Below are 23,201 nucleotides of genomic sequence, written 5' to 3' on the forward strand. Positions count from 1 at the left end.
CTCTTTGAGCTTGATGACAGCGGATACATCGCGAGCGAAGGCTTTGATGTCCCGCCGGGGAAGGAAGTCGACGCCTATCGTGGTGCCAGGGCTTGCCCCGAGCGGGTGATCAGAATGCTGGATTCCGACGGGAACGAGGTGAAGAAGACGCCATCTACCTGACGGCCATCGCTTACGCGCGGGAGGTGCATGCCCCTGCGCCTCGATCGTTGATGCAAGGGCGGTTCGCTTTCAGAAGTACACGCCGTCGTGATAGATGAGCAGGCGTGCCATCCTCCCAGTGCTGCCTCGCCCACGCCAGCCACGACGATGCCGAGGGTTCCGTAAGTGGAGCATTGTTTCGATCGCGCACATCGGGTTGGCCTGTGCCTCTTCCGGTCTTGGCATTGCCCCTTCTTCCCGTGACCGGAGCCCGGCTTCGAACCAGCGATGGCGAGGTTGGCTCCACCAGAGGCCGCGGAAACCTTGCGCCGATGCCCGGACAGAAGGGTGATGCCGATCTCTTCGCCGGAGCAAGGGCGGCATGGATGCTCGCGGACTGATTGCCGCGACCAGCACGCAAGGCGGGGCCACCTTCAAGGAAATGGCGGCAGCCATTGGCCTTCCCCTGCCGGGTAGCTCCGCCGGGGCTGCTGACGCCCCTTCGCTAGCATCGTCCGGTCGGACCATGATCCATTCGATCTGTAAAGCCTAGGATCGCCACGAATGCAGATCGGTTCTGCAGACTTTTAATGCAATAGGAAGCGTTGATGCCAAGGATCATTTTTCGCGGAGCGGATGGCGAAACTCACGAGGTCACTGTCGATGCCGGGCGATCGGTCATGCTCGGCGCGACGATGAACGGCGTTCCAGGTATCGATGCAGACTGCGGTGGGACGCTGTCATGCGCGACCTGCCACGTTTATGTCGATAAGGCCTGGGCGGATCTCATTCCGCCGGTCGAAGAAGTCGAAAACGACCTTCTCGAGAACGTGGCATGCGAGCGTGCGCCCAACAGCCGTCTGAGTTGCCAGATCTTCGTCACCGATACGCTCGACGGGATAACCGTGGACATTCCGGAACGGCAGTTCTGATCCATGGAGGGGCTGGCGATTGTTGGTGGCTCCTACGCGGCGTTGAACATAGCGGCATCAGCCCGACAGCATGGCTACAGCGAAAGCATAACTATCCTGACCGATGAGAACGAGCTGCCCTATCACCGGCCGCCGTTGTCAAAGGGCTTTCTGCTTGGTGCCACCGACCGCGAGACCCTGCCTTTGCGCGGCGAGGCCTTCTACCGCGACAACGCCATCGAGGTCGTGTTCGGCGCTCGCGCTGGGACAATCGACCGGGCCGCGCTCCGGGTCGAGACAACAAAGGGCAGTTTTGGCTTTTCGAAGCTGGCCATTGCGACCGGTACGCGCGCGCGGCTGGTGCCCATCCCTGGCGTGGAACTCGATGGCGTGGTCACGTTGCGCTCACTCGCCGACGCTGACGCGATCAGGGCCAGGCTCCCGTCGGTGAGGTCGGTCGTCATCGTCGGTGGCGGTTTTATCGGGCTGGAAATGGCGGCCTCGATGGCGAAGTACGGCTTTGACGTGACGGTTCTCGAAGGCCTGGACCGGGTTCTGGCAAGAGTGACGGGCCCTACCATGTCGCAATTCATCCAACGCGAATTCCTCGAGCACGGCGTAAAGCTGGTCTGTGACACCACGGTCGATGCGTTCGAGGGCGCTAATGGCACGGTGCAAGGCGTATGCACCCGGAATGGCGATCGTCATGCTGCCGACCTGGTCGTGCTGGCGATCGGCGCTCAACCCAATATCGAACTCGCCGAGCCGCTTGGCCTTGCTGACCCACAAGGGGTCATTGTGGACCTTTGCGGGCGCACTTCCAATCCGGCTGTCTTTGCAGCGGGCGATTGCGCCTATGGCATGAATGCCTTCGCCGGGAGCGCATTGAGGCTGGAATCGGTGCAGAACGCCACGGATCAAGGCAAGGCGGCGGGAGCGGCTATCGCGGGCATCGAAGTTCCGAACGGCGCGGTGCCCTGGTTCTGGTCCGATCAGTTCGACCTCAAGCTGCAGATGGTCGGCTTGTGCGAGGGGGCGGACCGGCAAGTCGTTCGGGGATCGGTGGACTCGCGTAAATTTTCGGTCTTCTACATGAAGAACGATCACATCGTAGCAATCGATTCCGTCAACTGTGCGGGCGACAACATACTGGGCCGCAAGTTATTGGGTAAGCCGCACAGCGTGACTGCGGAACAGGTCGCGGATCCGGGATTCAACCTCAGGAGCCTTGTCTGAGCATCGACTGCCTCGATGCTCGGAACGGCGCCTAGAGGAGTGAAGCAACAAGAAAGAGATCGATGCCGACTGTAACCCAGCTTTGCTATACTACTCGCGATATCGAGGCGACCGCCCTTGGTCTTGCACAGGTCGACCGGATCGGACCGTTCTATTTCGCAGAGTTTCCACAGTCGAACCTGGTCTTCAACGGACAGGCGGTCAGCTATGATCCGATCAAGGTTGCCTTTGGCTACCGCGGATCGCTGCAGTACGAGCTGATCGAGGCGCCGGCAGGAGTCGAGTCCTGCTATTCGCTGGTTCTGAATGGACGACGCGAGGCATTGCACCATAGCTACATCAGCACGGACGAGGATTTCGACGATATCGTAGCCCGTCACGCGAGCGCGGGTGAGGCTATGATCTATCACGGTATCGCGGGCGAGGACATTCGCTTCGGATTCGTCGATGCGAGGCAGCGACTCGGCCATTTCATCGAATTGCTCGAAACCCGCAAAATGGTTGGTTCGGCAGGGATCATGCTGGAAATGTACCCGAAGATGGAAGCGGCGGCGCGATCCTGGCAGGGCGAACGTCCTCTGCGCCGGCTTGAAGAGCTTTTCTGATAGGTTCGCAGTTTCAGCGCGCAATATCGACGCGTACCACTCTGTCCTCGTTCGGCTGGAAGGGGCTGCCACGGGCTCCCCTGGAATGCCGAACTGGCCGGTGACGATTACGGATCGCGGACAATGTCCTGTCTCGCAGGCACAGGGACAGGATTGCCCGGCCTAGCATGCGCAAGTGTCGTGACGGGGGGTAGTGGATCGTCTGACTGGACGAGGCCACGCAGGACCGATCGCCCTATTCAGCTTCGAGGTGAAATGACTTGGCGTGGGCAACCACGAGTGATCCGGATAAAAACAGGATGATGGCTGAAATGGAAGATGCAAACGTCAAGGCCGATATGAAGTCCAAGCCTGCGGCCGAACCGCTGCCGAGCATCTTCATCGTCATGACCGAAGCCGTCGAAGGCCAGGAAGACGAGTTCAACGACTGGTACACCAACATCCATTGCCACGATACCATGCGCTTCCAGGGCAGCGTAGCGACGCAGCGATGGAAGCTCTCGCCATGGCAGCTGCGCTACAACCAGCGCCATTTTGGGCCGGAGCAGCGCTGGCTGTGCATATATGAAATGATGGACACCCAAGCCAATATCGACGCTCATGTCCAAGACTGTTTCACCGACCGGCTCCCGATCACGTCCACGCAGCGAATCGATAAGGCGGAGGACTTTTATTACGTCCCGGCCGCAGGCAGCAAAAATGCGGTCGATGCCTATAATTCTCGCGACGGCGACGTGTTGCTGATCCGTATGAACGTGGTGCCCGGTAAGGAAGCGGAGTTCGTCCGCTGGTTCCGCGAGAAATATATGCCGCGCCTGCTGAAGCTGATCGGGTTCGTCGATGGCGAATTGTTCAAGGCAGCAGACATCCAGCTTATCGATGCCGTGCCGCGCTACCAGTATTCGGCGGTATTCCATGTCGCCGATCCGATGGTGGCGGTGGAAAGCCTGGACAGCCATCTGGCCCAGAACGGCAATATCATCGATTGTCCGATGGTGGCGCCGGGCAGCCTGGGCATAGCCTGCTATTCCGCCATCACGAACCGCTTCACGGCCGATCAGGCCAACAACTTACCGCCGGTGCAGCGGGCGCTCGAGGACGCTTTCCGCGTCGGCATGGGTGATCGCGTGCATCGCGGGGAATCGCCTGATGGCCTGAAGATCAAGCGTGACACTTGATACCCCGCCGCTGCCGACCGGCGTCGGTGGCGGGGCCCCTTTAGAGTAATGGATCGCGCGTAAGTCGAATTTCGGAGCAAGTGATGAAGCAGAAGTTTAGAGGTCAAGAGTTCGACGCTGAAGCGCTTCGCGCAAAGTACAATGCCGAGCGCGACAAGCGCCTGCGCGCCGACGGCAATAACCAGTATGTGCACCTGCACGAATCGACGTCGCACTGGCTGGACGATCCTTATACTCCGCGTGTCGAGCGCGAGCCTGTCACCAAGGATGTCGAGGTGCTCATCATGGGGGGGGGCTTCGCTGCCCTCCTTGCAGCCGGACGTCTTCGTGAAGCGGGGATCGATGACCTGCTGATGATCGAGAAGGCCGGCGATTTCGGCGGAACCTGGTACTGGAATCGTTATCCCGGCGCGGCATGCGACGTGGAGAGCTACATCTATCTCCCATTGCTCGAAGCGACCGGCTACATGCCGACGGAGAAGTATGCGCGCGGGCCGGAGATCTACGAGTATTCGAAGATGATCGGCCGGCGGTTCGGTCTCTATGATCGCACCTTGTTCCAGACGCGTATCCATGCGTTCCGCTGGGATCCGTCGATTTCACGCTGGCGGATAGAGACCGACCGTGGCGATACGATCACTTCGCGCTTCGTGGTAATCTGCCCGGGACACTACCAGAACCCGAAGCTGCCTGGCATACCTGGCGTGGAGACGTTCAAGGGGCATGCGTTCCACACCAGCCGCTGGGACTATGAGTATACCGGCGGCGACAGCCATGGTGCACCGCTCGAGAAGCTCAGGGATAAGTCGGTTGCGATCATCGGGACGGGCGCTACGGCCATCCAGTGCGTGCCGCATCTGGGGGCGTCCGCCAAGAATCTTTATGTTTTCCAGCGTACTCCTTCTGCAGTCGACGTTCGCAACGACCATCCTACCGACCCGGAATGGTTCCGCTCGCTGAAGCCGGGTTGGCAGCGCGAGCGCATGGACAACTTCAATCTCGTGACCACCGGTCTTCCCGCGGACAGGGACCTGGTCAATGACGCCTGGACGCGCGTTACGTTCGAAACGATGTGCCAGAGGACCGATGTCGGGTCGCCGGAATGGTTCGAGATGTCGCAGCTGAACGACTTTGCGATCATGGAAATGGTACGCAAACGGGTTGACGAGATCGTCAAGGACAAGGCGACGGCCGAGAAGCTGAAGCCATGGTATAATCGTCTCTGCAAGCGCCCCTGCTTCCACGACGATTACCTGCCGACGTTCAACCGCCCCAATGTCAAACTCGTYGACACGGCGGGTCAGGGTGTCGAGCGCATCACCGAGAACGGCCTGGTTGTCGACGGGGTGGAATATCCGGTGGACTGCATCGTCTACGCGACAGGCTTTGACGTAACGCCCTACGCCGGCTTCTCGATGCCGGTGTTCGGCCGCGAAGGATTGAACCTGAACGACAAGTGGAAGGAAGGTGCCACCACGCTGCACGGCTTCCACGTCAACCAGTTCCCCAACATGTTCATCGTCAGCACGACGCAGAGCGCTTGGGGTTCCAACTTCCCGCACATGATGGATGAGCAGGCCAACCACATCGCCTACATCGTGAAGGAAGCTCGCGACAGAGGGGCTGGGATCGTCGAGGTTACACCCGAGACCGAGGCAGCATGGGTGGCGCATCATCAGGAGCTTTCCATCAACCTGACCCGGGTTTGGTCGGAATGCACTCCAAGCTATTTCAACAACGAAGGGCAGGTATCGCCCGTTCTCAAGCGTAATGGTGGTTACGGCGGCGGTGTGGACGCATTGATTCAGACGCTGCACGCCTGGCGCGCCGACGGCGGTATGAAGGGACTGGAACTGAGCTAGGCTCTGGGCGCTAGACCCGATCTCGTTCAGATTGAACCGGATCGGGTCTGCTTTCCTTTTACTGCCGTGACTTCCAGGTCGTCAGATGATTCCACCTGACTTGAAAACCTCCTGGCCGCTCTCCCTCAATTGCAAGCGCAGCGGCCGCTCCCGCCGATGCGGGCGGCAGGGGCCAGAACGGCTTACAATTCCGCAATCGAGTCTCTCGGCATCAATGCGAGATTTCCGGCCGGGGCAAAGGATCGGCAGGCTGGATCATGGCAAAGCGGTCCTTGCGGATCGCAATGCGCGTGAATGCCGCCTCAGGTCGATAATAACCAAGGCGGCATCGCGCAGAGGATGTGATTGGGTCGCGGGCCTGGTCGGAACCGTGACAGGTGGCACCTTCAGTCCAGGTCGATCCAGCGGCCTTCCTTGCGGGACCTTTCTACGGCATCGATGACCTTCACGTGCGCAAGGCCGTCCTCGAATGTGGCGATTGCCGGGTTGCGGTAGTCGCGATCGCGAATCCAGGAAGAGAAGGCCGAGGTCAGCCCGACCATTTCCGCAAAGCCATAGTCGCTGCTGTGTGTCTGGACATATAGGGAATCTTCGAGTGCTGGCAGGCGTTCTTCGGGCGCCGCGACGGCAGGGCCTCCGCCGCGAAGTTCTTCGAGAAGGTCCTGCGGCACGTCGACGCCGCCGCTGCCATTGGCGTCGCTCTTTAAGACAATCGCGGTAAAGCCGAGCGAGATACCACCCGTCGAACCCGTAATCCGCGTGGTGGAGAAGGGCTCCCAGGCGCGGCAGGTGCCGGCCATCGCGCCCTGTGCGCCATTCTTCATGACGAATGCGAACGCATAGCTGTCGTCCGAGGACATGCCGCGATCGGCGCCGGGATGTACCACACCCGAGACGGCGCCGAATTCACCAACCATATAGCGCAACAGGTCGATGCCGTGCGAATTCCAGTTGCGCAGCCAGCCGCCGCCGCCTTCGCGCGTCTTCCACCAGCCCGGCACATCGAGCTCCTCGGGCGCGCAGAGCGTGTGGTCGAACTGGGCGACGACATGGATCGGGTCGCCGATTGCTCCGCTTCTGACCAGCCTGCGGGCAAGCGCGTTCTGGCTGAACCAGCGGAATTCGTGGCTGATCATGTTGGCGATACCGGCACTGTTGGCGGCATCGCGCATCTCGCGTGCCTCACCAACGTCCAGCGTCATCGCCTTTTCGCAGATGATGTGCTTGCCAGCTGCAATCGCCTTCATGGCGAACGGGAAGTGAGTTTGCGGCGGCGTGGCAATCACTATGGCATCCACGTCGCTATCAACAACTGCGTCGAACGACGTAAGGGCTTTGGAGATGCCAAAATGTGCGGCGCGGGTCGCCGTCTTCTCTGCGTCCTGCCCGACCAGCATGGTCACATCGAAGCCTGATGCACGCAAGGCGCGGATATGCAGCGTGCATCCGATGTTGGTGCCGATGACTGCAACAGTTGGCTTGCCCATCAGTTTCTCCATTCTCGTTCCTTCGACCATTCGCGGGTCGAAGTGCTATTTTCGCGGCAGGTGAGGGTTGTGCGCTATCTACGCACGCATCATCAGGCTCTGCCGTGCCCGGTCCAGACCACCGACAGCCGCATCGAGTATGCGAGCGGTTTTCAGGAAGAGATGTGCGTCGCACTCGTCGCTGAAGCCCATGCCGCCATGGACTTGGATGTTGAGTCCGGCATTCTCGCGCGCGGCGCGCAGCGAGAGGTTGAGGGCAGCGGCAGGCAGATGTGTGGAACCTGGCACCTTTTCGACCAGCGACAGAGCGGCGAAATTGACGAGTTCGCGTGCGGCATGGGCCGAAATAGCCATGTTCGCACAGTGGTGCTTGACCGCCTGGAATGCGCCGATCGGCTGCCCGAACTGCTCGCGCACCTTGGCGTATTCGACTGCGCGATCACAGCATTCGCTGGCGATCCCGGCAAGCAGCCCGGCGATGAGCAACTGCGCCTTCGCGGCCAATGTCTCATCCACGACCGAATGGGCGGGCTCGGCGTCGTCCGCCACCTCGACCCTGCACGCCCAGTGCGCCTCGTCGTGCGGGTGCACGGTGCCCATCCCGAACAGTTCGATGCCGTCGGCATTGATCACTACGAGCAGGTCACAACCATCGGCGTCGAACGCGATGATATCCTCTCCGCCTTTCGATCGACAGGCGAGAGCAGCGCGCCTGGTCCCCGCAACGAGTTCCCCCGCCAACTCTGGGCGGCCGACCCGGAGCAAGGCATCCGCCGCGAGCACCGTGGCGGGGTAGGAGGTCGAAAGTAGATGCCGTCCGAAGGTCTGCGCGGCCAGCACTTCCTCCAGCAAGCTGAGGCCGACGCCTCCGGTCTCTTCCGGAAGGCCGATGGCGAGCCATCCAAGCTCGGCGACGTGCGACCACCGCACAGTTTCGCCGCCCGGATCGTCGCGAAGACGCGCGACGGGAAATAGCGATTCAACGGGACGGGTGAAGGAATCCACCAGTTCGCGGGTCTCGGAAATATCGCGGAAGATCGTCATGCTTTCCCTCGCGGCAATCCGAGCACGCGTTCACCGATGATATTGCGCTGGATTTCTGCCGTGCCGCCCGCAATGGTTTCGGAATATGCGTCGAGATATTCGTAGGCCCAGCCATGGTCGCCGGCCAGTTCGGCAGCACCGATGCCATAGAGATCGATCGCCAGATCCGAAGCACGTTTGGAAAGTTCGGCGAAATAGAGCCTGATCAACGAGCCTTCGGCCCCGGGCGTGCCGTTCTCGCTGGACAGAGCAAACGCATAGGACATCGCCTTGAGCGCTGCTGCATCTGCACGCAGGTCGGCAAGGCGGGGCGCGATGAACGGATCGGTGCAGTCGGCGGCCAGCTTCTCGATCTTTTCGACAAGGCCGATCTGGAGCGCCAGCGATGCCGTCCCGCGCTCGAAGCTGAGCGTTGCCATAGCGGTTCGCCAACCTTCGCCGATCCCACCGACGACGGATTCGCCGATTGGCACGCGGACCTGATCGTAGAAGACTTCGCAAAACTTCGAGGGACCAGCCATTGTCTTGATCGGGCGGACCGTTATCCCAGGCAGATCCATTGGGCAGATCAGCCAGGTCAGGCCTTTGTGGCGGACCGATCCGGGATCCGTGCGGATCAGCAGTTCCTGATAGTCGCCGATGTCGGCGTAGCTGCTCCAGATCTTCTGCCCCTCGATGACGATTTCATCGCCCTCTATCCTCCCCCGCGTGCGAAGGCTCGCAAGATCGGAGCCCGAACCGGGTTCGGAGAAGCCCTGGCACCAGATCACTTCGCCCGACAGGATCTTGGGGAGATGAAATGCCTTCTGCTCTTCGGTTCCGCAGGCAATGATCGTGGGCCCTGCATGGTTCACGCCCACGAAAGACGCGTTGTGCGTGCTCGGCGCACCGCTGCGTGCATATTCCTCGAACCACACGATCTGCTGCGCGACTGAAAGACTGCGCCCGCCATACGCACTCGGCCAGGTAAGGCCGGCCCAGCCACCCTCGTACATGCGGCGTTGCCAATCGAGCACGAACAGGCGTGATTCAGGACCGTCAAGCGGGGCGGAATGCGCGGGAATATTCGCTTCCAGCCAGGATCGCGCTTCGGCACGAAAACCTGCGAGCTCGTCGCTGGGCATGGGCACTGTCATCTCAACCTTCAGGCCGCGTCTTGCCAGGTCGCAAGGGCGGCCGCGCGCGCCTGCACCGAAGCGCCACCGAGCTCACCGAGCATCGCCTTCAATCGATAGGTCCAGAAATGTAGTGGAAATTCAAGGGTCAGACCCATCGCGCCGCAGAACTGGTGAAGGTCATAGACCATCGTCGGGATCGCATCCTGCACATAGCTTGCGGCAAGCGCGCAGTCGGCCTCGCTATCCGACCACGCCGCGCGCAGCGCGAGCCAGCGGGCTGATTGCTGCCTTCCCGCTGCCATGGCCAGTCGATGCTGGATCGCCTGAAACGAACCCAGCGGGCGATTGAACTGATAGCGGTTGGTCACATGTTCGATGACGGTGTCGATCGCCGATTGCATCAGGCCCGAGCCTTCGACGGCGAGCGCTAGCCGCCAGCGGCGTCGAACGGCCGCAGCAAGATCGGCACCCATCTTGCGCACGGTCAGCCCGTCAAGCGAGGCGAGCTTGCCATAGGGGTATGCAAATAAACTCTCGATGGGCTCCACGCGCGAAGGGTCGACGTCGATCAGCAGCAGTTCGTCACCCTGATCAACCAGCAGCGTGCGGGCTACCGTCAGGAACCGCGCCGGCGCGAGCGGATTTCCGGACGCCATCGCGAAAGGACGGGTGACCTCATCCGCCGGGAAAAGCTGGGCGACAAGAGCGGAAAAAGCAACCTCCGCACTCACTGGCAGGCGGGCAAGCCGTTCCACGACGAGCGCGGCATCGAGCAGCGTGAACTCCTCCTCGCGCGCGATGTCCAGAAAGCCCGAGGCTTGCAGTTCCGTGTCGAGTTTGGTCGAGAATGCCAGCACGACGCCGTCCTTCGGCGGCTCGATCTGCTGGTTCGAGATCAGTTGCTCCAGCCCATCGAGGATGGCGGTCTGGTTCTCGTTCGGTTCAAAATCCACGGGTAGTCTCACTCGGAAGGCCAAGGTAGCGGCGGGCGGCAAGGTTCAACTGGATTTCCGCAGCACCAGCCCCGATGCCGGAATAGAGTGCGCGCTGGTGATGCGCCTGTTGCAGGGGATCGCCGCCCAACATGCCGGATGGCATGAATTCGAGCACGAAGTCCGCAACCGCATGGTCGGCCTCTACGAGGATATAACGGGCGAGGCTGCCATACGGGCTCGGTGGCTGCTCTTTCGCCCGCTCGTCCACGACGCGGTAGACCATCATGCGCGCGGCCTCCACCTTTGCCAGCACGCGGCCCGCACGGTCCTGAACAACTGGATCGTCGAAGCGGCCGTCCGTCTTGAGTTCGGCGATGACGCTGTCAAGCACCCTCCGCGCAAAAGCGTAGCGCGCGATGCCGATGCGCTCGTTCTGCAGGGCGTAGCTGATGATTTCCCAAGCCTGACCTTCGGCTCCGAGGCGGTTTTCCTCGGGCACGAAGACGTCGGTCAAGAAAAATTCGTGGATATCGCCTTCGCCGATGAGGGCAGGGATCTGCTTCACCTGAATGCCGGAAGATTTCATGTCGACCAGCAGGATCATGATCCCATCCTTGCCCGTCCCGCTCCGCGCCAGCAGGAAGCACTGGTCGGCATGGGTCGCGAACGATGTCCATACCTTGGCGCCATTGACAACATAGCCGCCATCGACCTTTTCGGCCTTGGTCCTGAGCGAAGCGAGGTCTGAGCCCGCCGAAGGCTCGGAAAAGCCCTGGCACCAGATCACGTTGCCTTCGGTGATCGGCGGCAGATAGCGAATCTGCTGCTCCGGCGTGGCGTAGCGCATCAGGACCGGGCCGATCCAGTTGACGTTCATGTATTGCGGGCCACGAGGCTCGCCGACCTGCCAGGATTCTTCGCCAAGGATGAAGTGGTTCCAGGGCTGGGTGGCGGAGCCGCCGTACTCGACCGGCCAATGTGGGATGAGCAGGTTCTGGGCCGCGAGAATTTTACAGAATTCGAACGAGAACTTGGTGACAGGCGTCGATCCGGGGCCATGGATGGCCCTTTCCTCCCAGTCATCCGGCAGATTCTCGGCAAGCACGTCCTTGACACGCTGTCTATATGCCGTCTGGTTTTCGCTCCAGCCGAATTCCATCGAAATGTGCTCCAAACCCTAACCGCAAGACGTGAGCAATGCTTCTGGAAAGAGACGCACTCAACCACATCGTCCTATGGGACTATGCACCCTTTTGATGGTTTAAATATCTGTTTTTAAACAGATTTTACTTAAGAGAAGGCCGGAAGAACCTTATCTGCAAAGAGCTGCGCATGTTGGGCAAGCTTGCTCAGCGGGTATCCCGCCGGCACCATCATCGCATGGCTTTCAATCGGCGCGATCGCCACTTTGGCCTTGAGGTGAGCAATCGATTCCTCCGGGGTCATTACCCAGTTTCTCGCAGCCGGAAGCAGTTCCTCGCGCGTGACTCGCTTGAAGGCGGATGTTGCGGAATCCTCCATCCATTCCGCATAGCTGTTGGTCTGGTAGACGATGTGGTCGATCACGTCCTCCACAGTCTGCTCAGGCTCTTCGGAAACGAGGTGCCACATGTCGTTGCTGCCGATCGAACAGATGCGCGCGCGCTTCGCCGGATCCCCCAACCCCGCCACGGCGGCGGCATATTCGGCAAAGGCCTCGACGGGCCCCAGGAAGCCGTCCGCATATTTCGCGACGCGGCGGTAGGCCGGCGCACTGTTCCCGCCAACCCATAGCGGCATGTCGGGGTTGACCGGAAGTGGATTGATGCGGGCGTTCTTCAACTCGAAAAACTCGCCGTTAAAATCGAACGTCTCCCCCCGCCAAAGCCTGCGGATGATCTGCAGTGTCTCGTCGGTGCGCCGCGCGCGCTTCTTGAAATCGTTGCCATAGCGCTCGGCCTCCCCGGGGACATAGCCGATCGCCAGCGCGAGATCGAAGCGCCCCCCCGAAATGATATCGATGACGGCAGCATCTTCGGCCAGGCGAACCGGGTGGTAGAAGGGCGCGAGTGCAATGCACGTGCCGATTCGCATCGTCTTTGTACGCGCCGCGACCGCCGAGGCCATGACAAGCGGCGAGGGCAGGTAGCCGTCTAGCGACCCATGGTGCTCTGCAAACCAGACGCCCTGAAAGCCGATCGTTTCGGTCCACGCGACGAAATCGAGATGCTCGGCATAATGCTGGTGCCAGGGCTTCTGCCAGTTGGCAGGGTTTCGCATGTCGAAGGCAAATCCGAAGCGTGGCTTGCTCATTTCAGGAATTCTCCTCAGGGATGATGCCGTGCTCAGGCAGAGATGCCGGTTATCCGGATGCCGGAACCATCGAGCTTGTAGCGGCGGTTGAGCGTGATGAGGATGCTTGTCAGCGCTTCGCTTGCCGCTGAATTGGCCAGCGGGCCGGCATCCCAGGCGCCGAGGCCGATGGCCCGCGCAAGATCGACCACTTCATCGGCGGCATCGCGATCGTCGGAGCAGACGAGGACATCACATTCGACGTCGTGATCGAGATGCGCCAGGTGATGCGCCGAGATGTTCTGGAAGGCCGAGACCACCCGCACGCCCGGGCCCAGCAAGGTCTGGAGCGCCGCTACCGCACTGCCGCCTTCGGGCAACTGCACCCGGCCCACTTTGGGTGGCATCAGCGGTACGGTGACATCGACCAGTATCTTACCTTCCAGTGCCTCGGCAACCGCCTGCGCCGTCGCCTGCTGCCCGGCATAAGGCACGCTCAGCACCACGATGTCCGCAGCCTCGACCGCGTCCAGCATGCTTGCGCCGGACGCACTGCCACTGGTTTTCTCCCGGATCGCCGCAGCTGCCTGCTCGGCCTTCGCGATGTCGCGGCTGCCGATGATAACGGGGAAGCCGGCCTTGGCCCAGCGCAGCGCAAGCCCGCCGCCCTCATTGCCGGAGCCGCCGAGAACGGCGATGGTCTTGCGTGCTTCACTCGGCATTGGCTTTCACTTTCTCTCTGCTTTTCGTGACGGGCGTCTGCACGATCGCGCAAGCACCTTGGGCGACCTCGTCCGGATGATGCCGAACGTGTGATCGCAAACTCGCACGGCTGCGTCCATCAAGGCCTCGTGGATCGCCTATTGCGAGGATCTCTTCCCGGTTCATTCCAGCGTGCGATCATGCTTGAGAAAACGAGATGCCCGATTGCTCGAGGCCGGCATCATCTCCGGAATACCCCAGCCAAGGCACTTCAGGCATTGGCTGCAAGCAATCGCGCTATCCACACCCGTTTGGACTATTCGCAAAACGCGCAATGCCCATTAGCTTTGCGGTCAGGCGCAATGGATAGTCCTACGTGATGGATAGCCCACATGTCGCAAGAGCTGAGCTGACAAGTCCACGCGGCATCGCGATCCACGCCCCAAGTGCAAATCGGGATGGGAGCTGAAAGACATGGCCACGAGTATCGCCACGGCACAAAGACCAGACAATGTTCCCGCGGAACTGGTCTATGACTATGACCTGTATGAAGCACCGCGTGAAATAGCGACGGCCTATCAGGTCGATCTCGCACGGAAGATACATGCCGAGGCACCGGAAATCTTCTGGAGCCCCCGCCTCGGTGGCTTCTGGGTCTTCACCAGGGCCGAGGATATCGATCTGGGCCAGCGCAACGGCGACCTGTTCTCGATGCGCGATGTCATCCTGCCCGCAGGAGCAAGCCCGCAACACAACATCCCGCTAGAAGCCGATGGACCGGAACACATCGCCTATCGCGGGATCCTGCAGCCCGTGTTCATGCCCGACCGAATCCTGAAGCTGGAGCAGGAGGTGCGCGCACTTGCGATCGAACTGATCGAATCGTTCAAGGATCGCGGGCACTGCGAGTTCGTCGGCGAGTTTTCGGCGGTTCTGCCGATCGTGATCTTTCTCAAGCTCGCTGCCCTTCCCCTGACGGACAAGCAGGACCTGATGGCCTGGGCCGATGCCGCGGTGCATCCGCTAAAGCAAGAAGATCGCGTCTGGGGATATGGCCAGATGTCGGGCTATATCGACCGACTGATGATGGAGCGGGAACATAGTGATGGTGACGACGTCATCTCGATCATCATGCGTGCGCAGGTTTTCGGCCGGGACATGACGCGCGAAGAGCGCCACAGCATGATCCTCAATGTGCTGCTCGGCGGCCTCGACACGGTGATGGCGACGATGGGCGTGATAGCGCGCTTCCTGGCGGTCAGCCCCGAGCATCGCCGGCAATTGCGGGAGGACAGCAAGCTGATTCCAAAGGCGATCGACGAGCTCATGCGATATCATGGGGCCACGGCCACGGCTCGCGTGATCACGCAGGACACCGTCTACAAGGGTATCCACTTCAAGAAGGATGACCGCGTCCTTATGCAGTCGATGTTCCATGGCCAGGACGATCGCCGCTTCCCCAATGCCGACAGCGTCGATTTCCACCGTCAGGATGTGCGCCATGCCGCCTTCGGGCAGGGGAAGCACCGCTGCATCGGCGCCATGCTTGCCCGGCTGGAAATCCGCATCTTCATCGAGGAATGGTTGCAGCGCATCCCCGATTTCGGCATTGCCGACGGCGAGCTTCCGGTGATTGAGCGGGGCATGGTCAATTCCATCCGCAAGCTGCCACTGAGCTGGCCGGTTCCTGGCTGATGAGTGCCTCCGGCGTTGGCGGAGCAGTGTTTAGGGCACGCCGCCGACATGTCGGGTCAGGAGGCCAGACTCGATCCCCTTCAGATTGAGCGGATCAAGTCCAGTTTGCCTTCTTTGCCGTCATTTCGGCGTCGTCAGGTGATTCCGTTGACTTTAAATCACTCTAGTTCGCCAGCCCGAAAGGCGCCCGCTCAGGCCCTGCATCGTCCGATCATGTGTGCAGACCGCCTGATCATTGCAGCTTGTTGCGCATGTCCCTTCCAAGGGGGACCAGGCTGCTGGTGATAAGCGAAACCAGTTGCGATTGACGGCTCACGTCGGCCTTCAGGAACATGGAGCGCAGGTGCGCGCGGGCCGTGTTGTGCAGTATCTTGAGCTCGGCCTCGATATCCTTGAGGCACATGCCCTTCGCCAGTCCGACCGCGAGTTGCGCCTCGGTGTGGGTGAAGCTGAACAGTTGCTGCAGCATTTTGATGTCGTCGCGGCAAACCGATTCGTTGATGCGGGCAAAGACAAGCACCGAATATTCGGGATCGCCGGTCAGGAACGACGGATGTGTTCGCCGCCGCACGATCACGTTGAGGCGCCCGCCCTCATCTCCGCGGCGCAACCGCAGCGCTTTACTTTCGAACGGCGCGTTCGGCTGCACAGCCTCTCTCAAAACCTTCTGGAAAGCGGGATCGTCGCTCTCGTCAATTGCATGAAGGCCCATGGCCCAGAAGCGCAGGCCGATCTTCTGCTCGATAGCGAACTCAGCCGTTCGGTTGAGCAGGTAGGTGTGCCGTGATGCGGTCACGAGGACGGCTGCAATGCCGAGGCTGTCCAGCGCATCGGTCTGGAATTCGCCGACGATGCGTGCATGGGTCAATTCGCGCCGAATGCGCATTGCCGTGCGGAAGTGGACCCCGATGTCGCGAAGGAGCTGGCTTTCCATCCGGCTGAACGGCTCATCGCCCCGGCCTCTGCCGCAATTGAGCGTGACCTGCGCGCCATCCTGCGTGTCGACGCAGGTAACCATCATGTGGGCAACGTCATAGTCGTTCAGCAGGGTGTCTATCGACTGTGAGCTCGGCATCTCACGCCAGTCCAATATCCCCACCTCACCGATCTTGAGATCGAACGGCAGCAGATCGCGCGAATGGTGATGCTCCCAGTCATGTAATGCCTGGGGCGAGGCCAGCGGTCCGGCCGCATAGAGTTGCTGTGGTGAGCTGCTGTCGCGCAAGGCAATGCGCAGGCAGGCGACGTTCGCGTTGAGCAGTTGCCTCAGCTTTTCAAGAGCCCTGACCCAAGGCGACGCCTCAGACGCTTCGCGATAGATGGACGAGATGAGATCGTCATAGGCGACCGCCGTTTCCAGTTCGACGAAGCTGCATTCGTCTTCGCCGGCGTTCGGCACACCAGGCGAAGAATGGACTTCGGCGTGTGGCATCGATCCTGCTCCATTGCATGTACCAGCGACTGGCAGCGCAAGCTCCGGCTGCACGCCGTTGTCTGCGAGTATCTGCGAGCCCGCTCTCTGGACGGAGAGTACTGGTCGGCTCTTCGGTCGGTAACGTCCTTCCAGACTATTGTGTAGTAGCTGCTGAAGTTTATGCAGGAAGCCATTCGAGCCTTGGGAGAGCAGGAATGGCGCAGTCCGGTTGGCTGGCGGGAGATGTGGCCCTGATCACGGGTGGTGGCTCCGGTTTGGGCCGGGCTCTGGTGGAGCGGTTCATAGCTGAAGGTGCAAGGATCGTCGTCCTCGAATACTCGCAGGAGAAATCAGACGCGCTCGTTAAGGATTTTGGTGAAAGCATCGCCGTTGTAACCGGCGACGTCCGCTCGCTGGCCGATAACAAGAAGGCGGTCGCGCTCGCCCTCGAGCGTTTCGGAAAGCTCGACATCCTGGTCGGCAATGCGGGCATCATGGATATGCCGGCAATGATGATCGACCTTCCCGAAGATCGGCTGGATGCCGCATTCGATGAAGTGATGGGCGTGAACGTCAAGGGCTACATTCTTGCCGCTTATGCGGCGGCGCCAGAATTGCTCAAGACCCGCGGCTGCATGGTCTTCACCGCATCATCGGCGAGCCATATCCCCGGCGGCGGCGGAATCTTCTATACCACGTCAAAGCATGCGGTCACGGGGGTCGTGCGCGAACTCGCCTACCAGCTTGCCCCGGCGGTTCGCGTCAACGCGATCTGCCCCGGACCGATGAGGACCGATCTGCGCGGGAGTGCAGCGCTTGGTATGCAGGATTTCGTCTTCTCACCGGAGGATGCCGCCGTGAAGGCGGGGCTCGCCAAGGTCTTCCCGCTGCCGTGTGACGATCCGGCCGACTATGCGGGCCTGTTCGTCGCGCTGGCATCAAGGAACAATGCTGCCACGACCACCGGGGAAGTCATCAACGCTGCCGATGGCATCCGGATTCGCGGTCATATGGCTGTGACCGGCGAAAGCGCGCGGTCTTGGGCCAAGGATTGATCCGACGCGATTCGGCGGGGCAGGGCGCTGGCTTCAAAGCGTCCTGCCGCCGTCCGCGACGATGACCTCGCCGGTGATATAGCTGGCGAGGCCCGAGGCCAGGAAAAGCACGACGAGAGATCGACGACGACGGCATGACCCCCGCCTGCGGCAAATCCTTTCGCCACCGCGCGCCCAATTCCCGCTGCCCCACCTGTGATGACGCCGATCTTGTCCTGGAAATTCACGAATCTTCTCCCGACGATGGTGACGCCTCGCGACCAACAATCGCAGGTAGCCGTTGCTAATCCTTCTGGGCGAATTTCCGGACGCGCATCCGCCCAGACAAGGAATCCGCAGATTTCAAAAGCGCGGGCAGGAAGGAATCGCGAGATGCCTGGAGCAGGACGGGTCGCCGGAACGGTTGCGATAACGGTGCCGATGGCGAGTATCGACGCCATCTCGTCCGCTCGGACGACCACTGCGCTCGGGTGAATTGCTATGAAGGAAGGAAGCTGATGCGTGTCTGGAGATTTTGAGAGTGTTTGAGCTGACGAACAGGATAGCTGCGGACCGCCTGGACGAGCTGGTACGCGATTTCGACCATCACAGCGCGGAGTATCGCTCGAACTCGATCGATATCCTGATGCGGATGCAGGAGACGCATCCATTTTCGCACAGCCCGAAGCATGGTGGGTTTTACATTGCGACAAAGGCGAGCGACTGCCTGACGATCGCGAAGGATGCGATCGGGTTCTCGAACGATCCGACCGACGTGATCCCGGATCTCGAGCCGACGAAGATGATCCCGATTAACGTCGATCCGCCCGAGCTGTACGATTACCGTGCGATTCTTAACCCGCTGTTTGCACCCACCCGGATCAAGGCGCACGCCGCCTACGTGCGCGAGGTGGCGGAAGGCCTGATGGACAAGATCGTGGCGCGCGGCGGCGGGGACCTGAAGTGGGACTATGCGCTGCCGCTGACCGGGATTATGACGCTCAAGCTTGCAGGCCTGCCGCCCGAGGACTGGGAGCACTACGCCCCGCCGCTGCATAAGCTGATCTACAGTGGCCTTCCGATCGAGGAGCGGCTGAAGGACATGGGCGTTATGATCGCGCGGATGCAGGCGGAAATCCGCCGGCTGAAGGACGATCCGGTGCCCGGCTCGGTGATCGAATATCTGCACAATGTCGACATGGCGGGGCGCAAGCTGCGGCTCGACGAGATCGACGGGGTGATCCTGATCATGCTGGGCGGGGGCCTTKACACGACGCAGGCGTTGTTCGGGATGAGCGCAGTGTACCTGGCCGAGAACCCGCATCGGCGCCAGGAGTTGATCGACAACCCAGACCTCATGGACAATGCGATCGAGGAGTTCCTGCGGGTGTTTCCGCCGACGCAAGGCAACTCGCGGCGAGCCACGCGCGAGGCAGTGGTGGCCGGGCACACGATCAAGCCCGAGGAATGGGTGTTCATGTCCTATGCAGCGGCGAACCGCGATCCGGACGAGTATGAGAACCCCCACGAGATCGATTTCCGGCGCGAGAATATCCGGCACCTTTCGTTCGGGGTCGGCCCGCATCGCTGCCTCGGCTCGCACCTTGCGCGGCTCGAGGCCAAGACGATGTTCCAGGTTCTCCTGGAGAAGGCGCCAAACTACAAGCTGGTCGAAGGCGGCGTCGAACTGGGCGCTGACATCGGCACCATTGCGGGCTTCGCCAGGATCGAAATCACCGTCTGAACAGACCATCCGGGCAAAGTGGGGCTTCCTGCACCCTCTCCCCGGAACTTCCTCGATGACTTGGAAAATTAAAAGGCCCGGGATCAAACCCGGGCCTTCTTTTTAGCGCAGGGGCGAATCGCGTTCAGCCGACCGTGGCAAGCTCCCGCAGGGCGTTGGCGATGCTGGTCAGGGCCGCGTTGGAGGCGGGAGAGATCTGGTACGATGTGACGAACCCGTGGGGTAGGTCGTCGAAATGGATCACTCTGCATGGTACTTCTGCAAGCTTGAGCCGCTCAGCATAGCCTTTACCCTCATCACGAAGGGGGTCGAACTCGGCGGTTACCACGATGGCTGGGGGCAGGCCGGCCAGCGTCTCGCACAGAAGTGGCGATGCGAGATCGGATAGCGCAGCGCTGCCCGAGACATAATGGTTCCAGAACCACTCCATGTCGGAAGCGGTCAGAAGGCCACCCGACTTGCGTTCCGTGTACGATGGTAGTGAGCGACGTGCATCGGTGACGGGATAGAGCAGCAGTTGCCCGTCAATCGCAGGTCCGGCCCGGTTCCGCGTGAGAATGCATAGGGCGGCGGCAAGATTTCCACCGGCACTGTCGCCAGATACGATCAGCGGGATGCCACCAAGGCCGAGCGCCTCGCGATTGTCCTCAAGCCAGCGCAGGGCCGCGAAACAGTCTTCTAGCCCGCCGGGAAACGGCGTTTCCGGTGCTAGACGATAGTTGATGGAAAGAACGGCACAGCCGCTTCGTTCGACGAGCCCCGTCATGGCAATGTCATGGGTTTCGATATCGCCCAGAACCCAGCCGCCGCCATGTATAAAGAGAACCACTGCAACGGGTTTGCCTTCAGGTCGGTAAAGGCGCGCGGCAAGGTCCCCTTCGACGCCGGGATATTGCAGCTCGCGGATCTCGCCGATCTGCTCGCGCTCGCCGACGAGAAACGCCGACCACATGGCCCGCGCCGCTTCTGGTTCCAGCGTTGGTATTGCGGGTGCTTCGGCGATAGCGGCGCACATGACTTCATATTCAGGCGCCAGGGTCGGGATTCTCATGATGAGGGCCTTTTTATTGTCAGTCCAGCTAAACGGATTTTCTCGTTCCGTGCCGAGGTCGGAGGCTACGTCTGTCCGGACTATTGGCAACGACGATACCCGGCACAGACCCGTGCCGGCTCAGACGATCGAAAGTACGCTGGTAAGAATGGTCCTGACCAGGTCGGCTTGACCGCGAATGCCCATCTTGCCGTAGATGCGTCTGGTGTAGCTTCTCGCCGACTCGATCGTGATCGCCATTGCATCAGCTGCTTCGGCGATGGAGGCGCCTTGGCTGATCAACAAGGCCATCCGTGCTTCGCTGGGCAGTAGTCCGAAAAGTTGCGCCAGCTGTTCGTGCCTCCCGGTCAGCGAACCGATGTCGCCTTGGAGATAGGCAATGATCACCGCTGTTCGGTCGACGCTGAGGTTCGAAGGAACGAAGGGCGCCAGGACGAAGTAGAGCCATGGTTCGTCCGGCAGAGCAATGACTTGCGGACGTCTCATCTCGCCCGCGGTCAGCGAAGCGATCGCCGTTTTGAGCACGGCGTTGGTAACGGGTCGGCTTGCCACGAGCTTGCCGCGCTGTGATATCCTTAGGCTCGCGGAAAGGCCGAGCAGCGCGTTCGCCTGATCGGACCGCCCGACGACAGTTCCGGTGACGTCCAGTGTCAGCCAGCCGATGTTGAGGCGCCCCATCACGCCATCGGCAACGCGCGCGCGCGCGCGCTCGTTTTCCAGAGCGAGATAGTTGCCGAGCGCGTGTTTCAGATGAAAGGCACAACGGCCGAGCAGCACTTCGTGGCCACTGTCGAAGGGGGCGTCGTTGCGCGCGATGAACAGCCAGCCCGTCACTCCGCCGGATGCGGCAATGCGAACGACCTTGAGGTAGCGGATGTTGCGCGCTTCGAGGATCCTCTGGCGATACAGAGCGTGTTCGTTGTTCTGCTCGTCCAGCAGGTGCGAAATATCGTAGACCCTGCCGTCGACGAGTTCCTTGTTCATGATCGGATCAAGCCGGTAGAAGCCTTCGGCGTAGTCGCGCCGCACTTCATCGGACGCGGGCATGCCCGAATAGATTTCCATAACTCCGCCGGGCACTTGATCCGCCGGGCGGAAGATCATCCCGGCATAGTTGGCATGGACCGCCTGCCGGAGCCGTTCGAGGAATCGCTTCCAGGGATCGGCTTCGAAGGAGCCTTCGTGGAGCGTGGCGATGAGTTCGTCTTCACTGTCGGCGATCATGGCGGTGCCAACGTCCCATATGGGGGCATTGCCGTCCACCCCCATCAGCTAGGTTCCCATGCCAAAGAGCCACCCGGCGGCAGCGCCGCAGCGGGGAGAACGCGGATCGAGGAGATCGAGGTTGACCGGAAAGCCGATAGGGCAGCCTGACGAATACGCCGGGATATGGGAGGATCACGCGCGCGCGCTGGTCGAGGTGAAGGAGCAGTGGTTCGCGTCTGGCTGGGCGGATACGCTGGAGGAACGCCATCGCGCGATGTACCACGTCATGTCGATAGCCCATACCGGCTTCAACGTATTTGTGGCGCCACGGCAGGACTATCCTTTCTTCAGCAAAACCCATGCCTTCCATCATCCCGTGACCTTCACCTGGGGGCTGTGCTGTCCCGATTTCCATTATCAGTTCACCTTCCTCGATGGTGCGCACAGCTATCGTATCCGCGGGAAGCGCGGAACCATGCGCTGGAGCGAGATCCATCTGCAGAACGGATTTTGGGGAGATCCGGCCTACCGGCAGATCGGCATCGTAGATTTCGATACACTCGAGATGGACGCCGACGGTAACTTCGAGCTGATTGTCTCGCCGCATGAACATGCCGGCAACTCTTTTCGAACCGAACCGTCGGAGAACCATATGCTGCTGGTAGTCCGGGACGCGATCTACGACTGGAATCGCGACGAGCCCGCGACAGTGCAGGTCGAGATGCTCGATGCGGGTGAGGTGCCCCTTAAACGGATCGAAGACCGCCATCTTCCTCGCCGCTTGCGGAACCTCACGAACTTCATCCGGTCGTCGGCCCGCGAATGGATCTGCCGCAACGGCGATGTCGTGGCGGACGTCGGCCTCAACGCGTTCTGGACCGGCAAGGAGCAGGCCCGGGGCGGCATTCAGCATGCTGTCTACCATTTCATGGTCTTCGACATCGCCGAAGACGAAGCTCTGGTGATCGAAGCGGACGTGCCTCACGAGGGCAGGTTCTGGGCAGTCCAACTCGCAAACCTCTATTACGACACGGTCGATTACCTGAACAACCAATCTTCGTTAAATGGTAACCAGACGGCCACCGACGCGGATGGCAAGGCTCGCTTCGTGCTCAGCTTGACCGACCCTGGTGTGGCCAACTGGCTCGATCCGGTAGGGAACCGCCGTGGCGTGGCGGCTTGGCGCTGGGTCCATTGCGACAATGTGACGACGCCGCGGGTCCGCAAGGTCAAGCTGGCAGACCTCGGCCAGCACCTTCCCGCCCAGACCGCGACGGTCGATCCCGACCAACGGCGGGCGACGATCGCCGCACGCGGCGCCGGAATTCGTCGCCTCTACGGGCTTTGACATTATCTGATTTGCAAGGACGAGTCATGACCTTCCCGACATCACAGGACCTTATCCGCGCGGCGGAGCTGGAGACGAGTCTTTCGGACTGGACGCTGGACCATACCGGCACGCCCTTCGAAGGCCTCCAGATCCTTGTCGACGATCTTCACATGCACGCTGGCATGCATGTCACGGGCGAGCATCGTTTCTACCGCGCACTGATGGAGGTCCTTACAT

20 protein-coding genes are annotated in these 23,201 nt (G+C 61.0%); 10 read left to right on the top strand and 10 right to left on the bottom strand.

Translation table 11 applies throughout. From position 1 onward, the window contains the following. Positions 1–749: 749 nt before the first annotated feature. From AC1DPF_RS17730 to AC1DPF_RS17750, 5 genes are all read left to right on the top strand, one after another. Positions 750–1,073: a 2Fe-2S iron-sulfur cluster-binding protein gene (locus AC1DPF_RS17730; RefSeq protein ID WP_477870403.1), complete on the top strand. Its 324-nt coding sequence runs from the start codon at positions 750–752 to the stop codon at positions 1,071–1,073. A gap of 3 nt (positions 1,074–1,076) precedes the next feature. After that, on the top strand, positions 1,077–2,288 hold the full coding sequence (locus tag AC1DPF_RS17735; RefSeq protein WP_477962679.1) for an NAD(P)/FAD-dependent oxidoreductase: 1,212 nt from the start codon (positions 1,077–1,079) through the stop codon (positions 2,286–2,288). Between the two features lie 62 nt (positions 2,289–2,350). Further along, positions 2,351–2,893: a hypothetical protein gene (locus tag AC1DPF_RS17740; protein ID WP_477962681.1), complete on the top strand. Its 543-nt coding sequence runs from the start codon at positions 2,351–2,353 to the stop codon at positions 2,891–2,893. Between the two features lie 311 nt (positions 2,894–3,204). Further along, complete coding sequence (locus AC1DPF_RS17745; RefSeq protein ID WP_477870409.1) at positions 3,205–4,071, top strand: hypothetical protein; 867 nt, start codon at positions 3,205–3,207, stop codon at positions 4,069–4,071. An 83-nt stretch (positions 4,072–4,154) separates the two neighbouring features. Next, positions 4,155–5,933: a flavin-containing monooxygenase gene (locus AC1DPF_RS17750; protein WP_477870411.1), complete on the top strand. Its 1,779-nt coding sequence runs from the start codon at positions 4,155–4,157 to the stop codon at positions 5,931–5,933. A gap of 386 nt (positions 5,934–6,319) precedes the next feature. Here the strand turns inward: AC1DPF_RS17750 and AC1DPF_RS17755 are convergent, their stop codons facing one another. The 7 genes from AC1DPF_RS17755 to npdG all read right to left on the bottom strand — a co-directional run bounded on the left by AC1DPF_RS17755 (position 6,320) and on the right by npdG (position 13,510). Beyond that, on the bottom strand, positions 6,320–7,432 hold the full coding sequence (locus tag AC1DPF_RS17755; RefSeq protein ID WP_477870413.1) for a Gfo/Idh/MocA family protein: 1,113 nt from the start codon (positions 7,430–7,432) through the stop codon (positions 6,320–6,322). A gap of 66 nt (positions 7,433–7,498) precedes the next feature. After that, positions 7,499–8,464: an acyl-CoA dehydrogenase family protein gene (locus AC1DPF_RS17760; RefSeq protein WP_477870415.1), complete on the bottom strand. Its 966-nt coding sequence runs from the start codon at positions 8,462–8,464 to the stop codon at positions 7,499–7,501. After that, positions 8,461–9,588, bottom strand: a complete 1,128-nt coding sequence (locus AC1DPF_RS17765) for an acyl-CoA dehydrogenase family protein (protein ID WP_477870417.1) — start codon at positions 9,586–9,588, stop codon at positions 8,461–8,463. The genes AC1DPF_RS17760 and AC1DPF_RS17765 overlap by 4 nt, the downstream gene beginning before the upstream one ends. Positions 9,589–9,608: 20 nt before the next feature. After that, on the bottom strand, positions 9,609–10,535 hold the full coding sequence (locus AC1DPF_RS17770; protein ID WP_477870419.1) for an acyl-CoA dehydrogenase family protein: 927 nt from the start codon (positions 10,533–10,535) through the stop codon (positions 9,609–9,611). Then, on the bottom strand, positions 10,525–11,676 hold the full coding sequence (locus AC1DPF_RS17775; protein WP_477870421.1) for an acyl-CoA dehydrogenase family protein: 1,152 nt from the start codon (positions 11,674–11,676) through the stop codon (positions 10,525–10,527). The genes AC1DPF_RS17770 and AC1DPF_RS17775 overlap by 11 nt, the downstream gene beginning before the upstream one ends. A 131-nt stretch (positions 11,677–11,807) precedes the next feature. Continuing rightward, complete coding sequence (locus AC1DPF_RS17780; RefSeq protein WP_477870423.1) at positions 11,808–12,809, bottom strand: LLM class flavin-dependent oxidoreductase; 1,002 nt, start codon at positions 12,807–12,809, stop codon at positions 11,808–11,810. Between the two features lie 32 nt (positions 12,810–12,841). After that, positions 12,842–13,510: an NADPH-dependent F420 reductase gene (gene npdG / locus AC1DPF_RS17785; RefSeq protein ID WP_477962683.1), complete on the bottom strand. Its 669-nt coding sequence runs from the start codon at positions 13,508–13,510 to the stop codon at positions 12,842–12,844. Positions 13,511–13,964: 454 nt separating this feature from the next. Here npdG and AC1DPF_RS17790 point away from each other — a divergent pair, with 454 nt between their 5' ends. Then, positions 13,965–15,185 carry a cytochrome P450 gene (locus tag AC1DPF_RS17790; RefSeq protein WP_477870427.1) on the top strand — a complete coding sequence of 407 codons (1,221 nt, stop codon included), beginning with the start codon at positions 13,965–13,967 and terminating at the stop codon, positions 15,183–15,185. A gap of 232 nt (positions 15,186–15,417) precedes the next feature. On the opposite strand, the gene AC1DPF_RS17795 is transcribed toward AC1DPF_RS17790, so the two are convergent. After that, positions 15,418–16,617, bottom strand: coding sequence for a helix-turn-helix transcriptional regulator (locus AC1DPF_RS17795; RefSeq protein ID WP_477870429.1), 1,200 nt, complete (start codon positions 16,615–16,617; stop codon positions 15,418–15,420). Between AC1DPF_RS17795 and AC1DPF_RS17800 the strand changes: the two genes are divergently transcribed. Both AC1DPF_RS17800 and AC1DPF_RS17805 read left to right on the top strand, forming a co-directional pair. Continuing rightward, positions 16,611–17,654 (top strand): SDR family NAD(P)-dependent oxidoreductase, encoded by a 1,044-nt coding sequence (locus AC1DPF_RS17800; RefSeq protein ID WP_477870431.1) that lies wholly within the window; start codon positions 16,611–16,613, stop codon positions 17,652–17,654. The two genes, AC1DPF_RS17795 and AC1DPF_RS17800, sit on opposite strands and share 7 nt — an antisense overlap. Before the next feature lie 520 nt (positions 17,655–18,174). After that, entirely contained in the window at positions 18,175–19,377 is a 1,203-nt protein-coding gene (locus AC1DPF_RS17805; protein WP_477962685.1) for a cytochrome P450, read from the top strand. Between the two features lie 124 nt (positions 19,378–19,501). On the opposite strand, the gene AC1DPF_RS17810 is transcribed toward AC1DPF_RS17805, so the two are convergent. Both AC1DPF_RS17810 and AC1DPF_RS17815 read right to left on the bottom strand, forming a co-directional pair. Beyond that, positions 19,502–20,428 carry an alpha/beta hydrolase gene (locus AC1DPF_RS17810; RefSeq protein ID WP_477870435.1) on the bottom strand — a complete coding sequence of 309 codons (927 nt, stop codon included), beginning with the start codon at positions 20,426–20,428 and terminating at the stop codon, positions 19,502–19,504. Positions 20,429–20,548: 120 nt separating this feature from the next. Beyond that, positions 20,549–21,697, bottom strand: a complete 1,149-nt coding sequence (locus AC1DPF_RS17815) for a helix-turn-helix transcriptional regulator (protein WP_477962687.1) — start codon at positions 21,695–21,697, stop codon at positions 20,549–20,551. A gap of 76 nt (positions 21,698–21,773) precedes the next feature. Here AC1DPF_RS17815 and AC1DPF_RS17820 point away from each other — a divergent pair, with 76 nt between their 5' ends. Both AC1DPF_RS17820 and AC1DPF_RS17825 read left to right on the top strand, forming a co-directional pair. Then, positions 21,774–22,982, top strand: a complete 1,209-nt coding sequence (locus AC1DPF_RS17820) for a DUF1214 domain-containing protein (protein WP_477962689.1) — start codon at positions 21,774–21,776, stop codon at positions 22,980–22,982. 26 nt (positions 22,983–23,008) lie between these two features. Next, positions 23,009–23,201: hypothetical protein (locus AC1DPF_RS17825; protein ID WP_477962692.1), on the top strand; the 193-nt coding region annotated here is incomplete at its 3' end.

The organism is Rhizorhabdus sp. P4_G6 (assembly GCF_056401045.1).

Coding starts and splice junctions, on each gene's coding strand:
- npdG (WP_477962683.1), bottom strand. CDS start 13,510: ATGCCGAGTGAAGCACGCAAGACCATCGCCGTTCTCGGCGGCTCCGGC.
- AC1DPF_RS17810 (WP_477870435.1), bottom strand. CDS start 20,428: ATGAGAATCCCGACCCTGGCGCCTGAATATGAAGTCATGTGCGCCGCT.
- AC1DPF_RS17730 (WP_477870403.1), top strand. CDS start 750: ATGCCAAGGATCATTTTTCGCGGAGCGGATGGCGAAACTCACGAGGTC.
- AC1DPF_RS17815 (WP_477962687.1), bottom strand. CDS start 21,697: ATGGGGGTGGACGGCAATGCCCCCATATGGGACGTTGGCACCGCCATG.
- AC1DPF_RS17765 (WP_477870417.1), bottom strand. CDS start 9,588: ATGCCCAGCGACGAGCTCGCAGGTTTTCGTGCCGAAGCGCGATCCTGG.
- AC1DPF_RS17740 (WP_477962681.1), top strand. CDS start 2,351: ATGCCGACTGTAACCCAGCTTTGCTATACTACTCGCGATATCGAGGCG.
- AC1DPF_RS17775 (WP_477870421.1), bottom strand. CDS start 11,676: ATGGAATTCGGCTGGAGCGAAAACCAGACGGCATATAGACAGCGTGTC.
- AC1DPF_RS17735 (WP_477962679.1), top strand. CDS start 1,077: ATGGAGGGGCTGGCGATTGTTGGTGGCTCCTACGCGGCGTTGAACATA.
- AC1DPF_RS17745 (WP_477870409.1), top strand. CDS start 3,205: ATGGAAGATGCAAACGTCAAGGCCGATATGAAGTCCAAGCCTGCGGCC.
- AC1DPF_RS17790 (WP_477870427.1), top strand. CDS start 13,965: ATGGCCACGAGTATCGCCACGGCACAAAGACCAGACAATGTTCCCGCG.
- AC1DPF_RS17755 (WP_477870413.1), bottom strand. CDS start 7,432: ATGGAGAAACTGATGGGCAAGCCAACTGTTGCAGTCATCGGCACCAAC.
- AC1DPF_RS17780 (WP_477870423.1), bottom strand. CDS start 12,809: ATGAGCAAGCCACGCTTCGGATTTGCCTTCGACATGCGAAACCCTGCC.
- AC1DPF_RS17760 (WP_477870415.1), bottom strand. CDS start 8,464: ATGACGATCTTCCGCGATATTTCCGAGACCCGCGAACTGGTGGATTCC.
- AC1DPF_RS17795 (WP_477870429.1), bottom strand. CDS start 16,617: ATGCCACACGCCGAAGTCCATTCTTCGCCTGGTGTGCCGAACGCCGGC.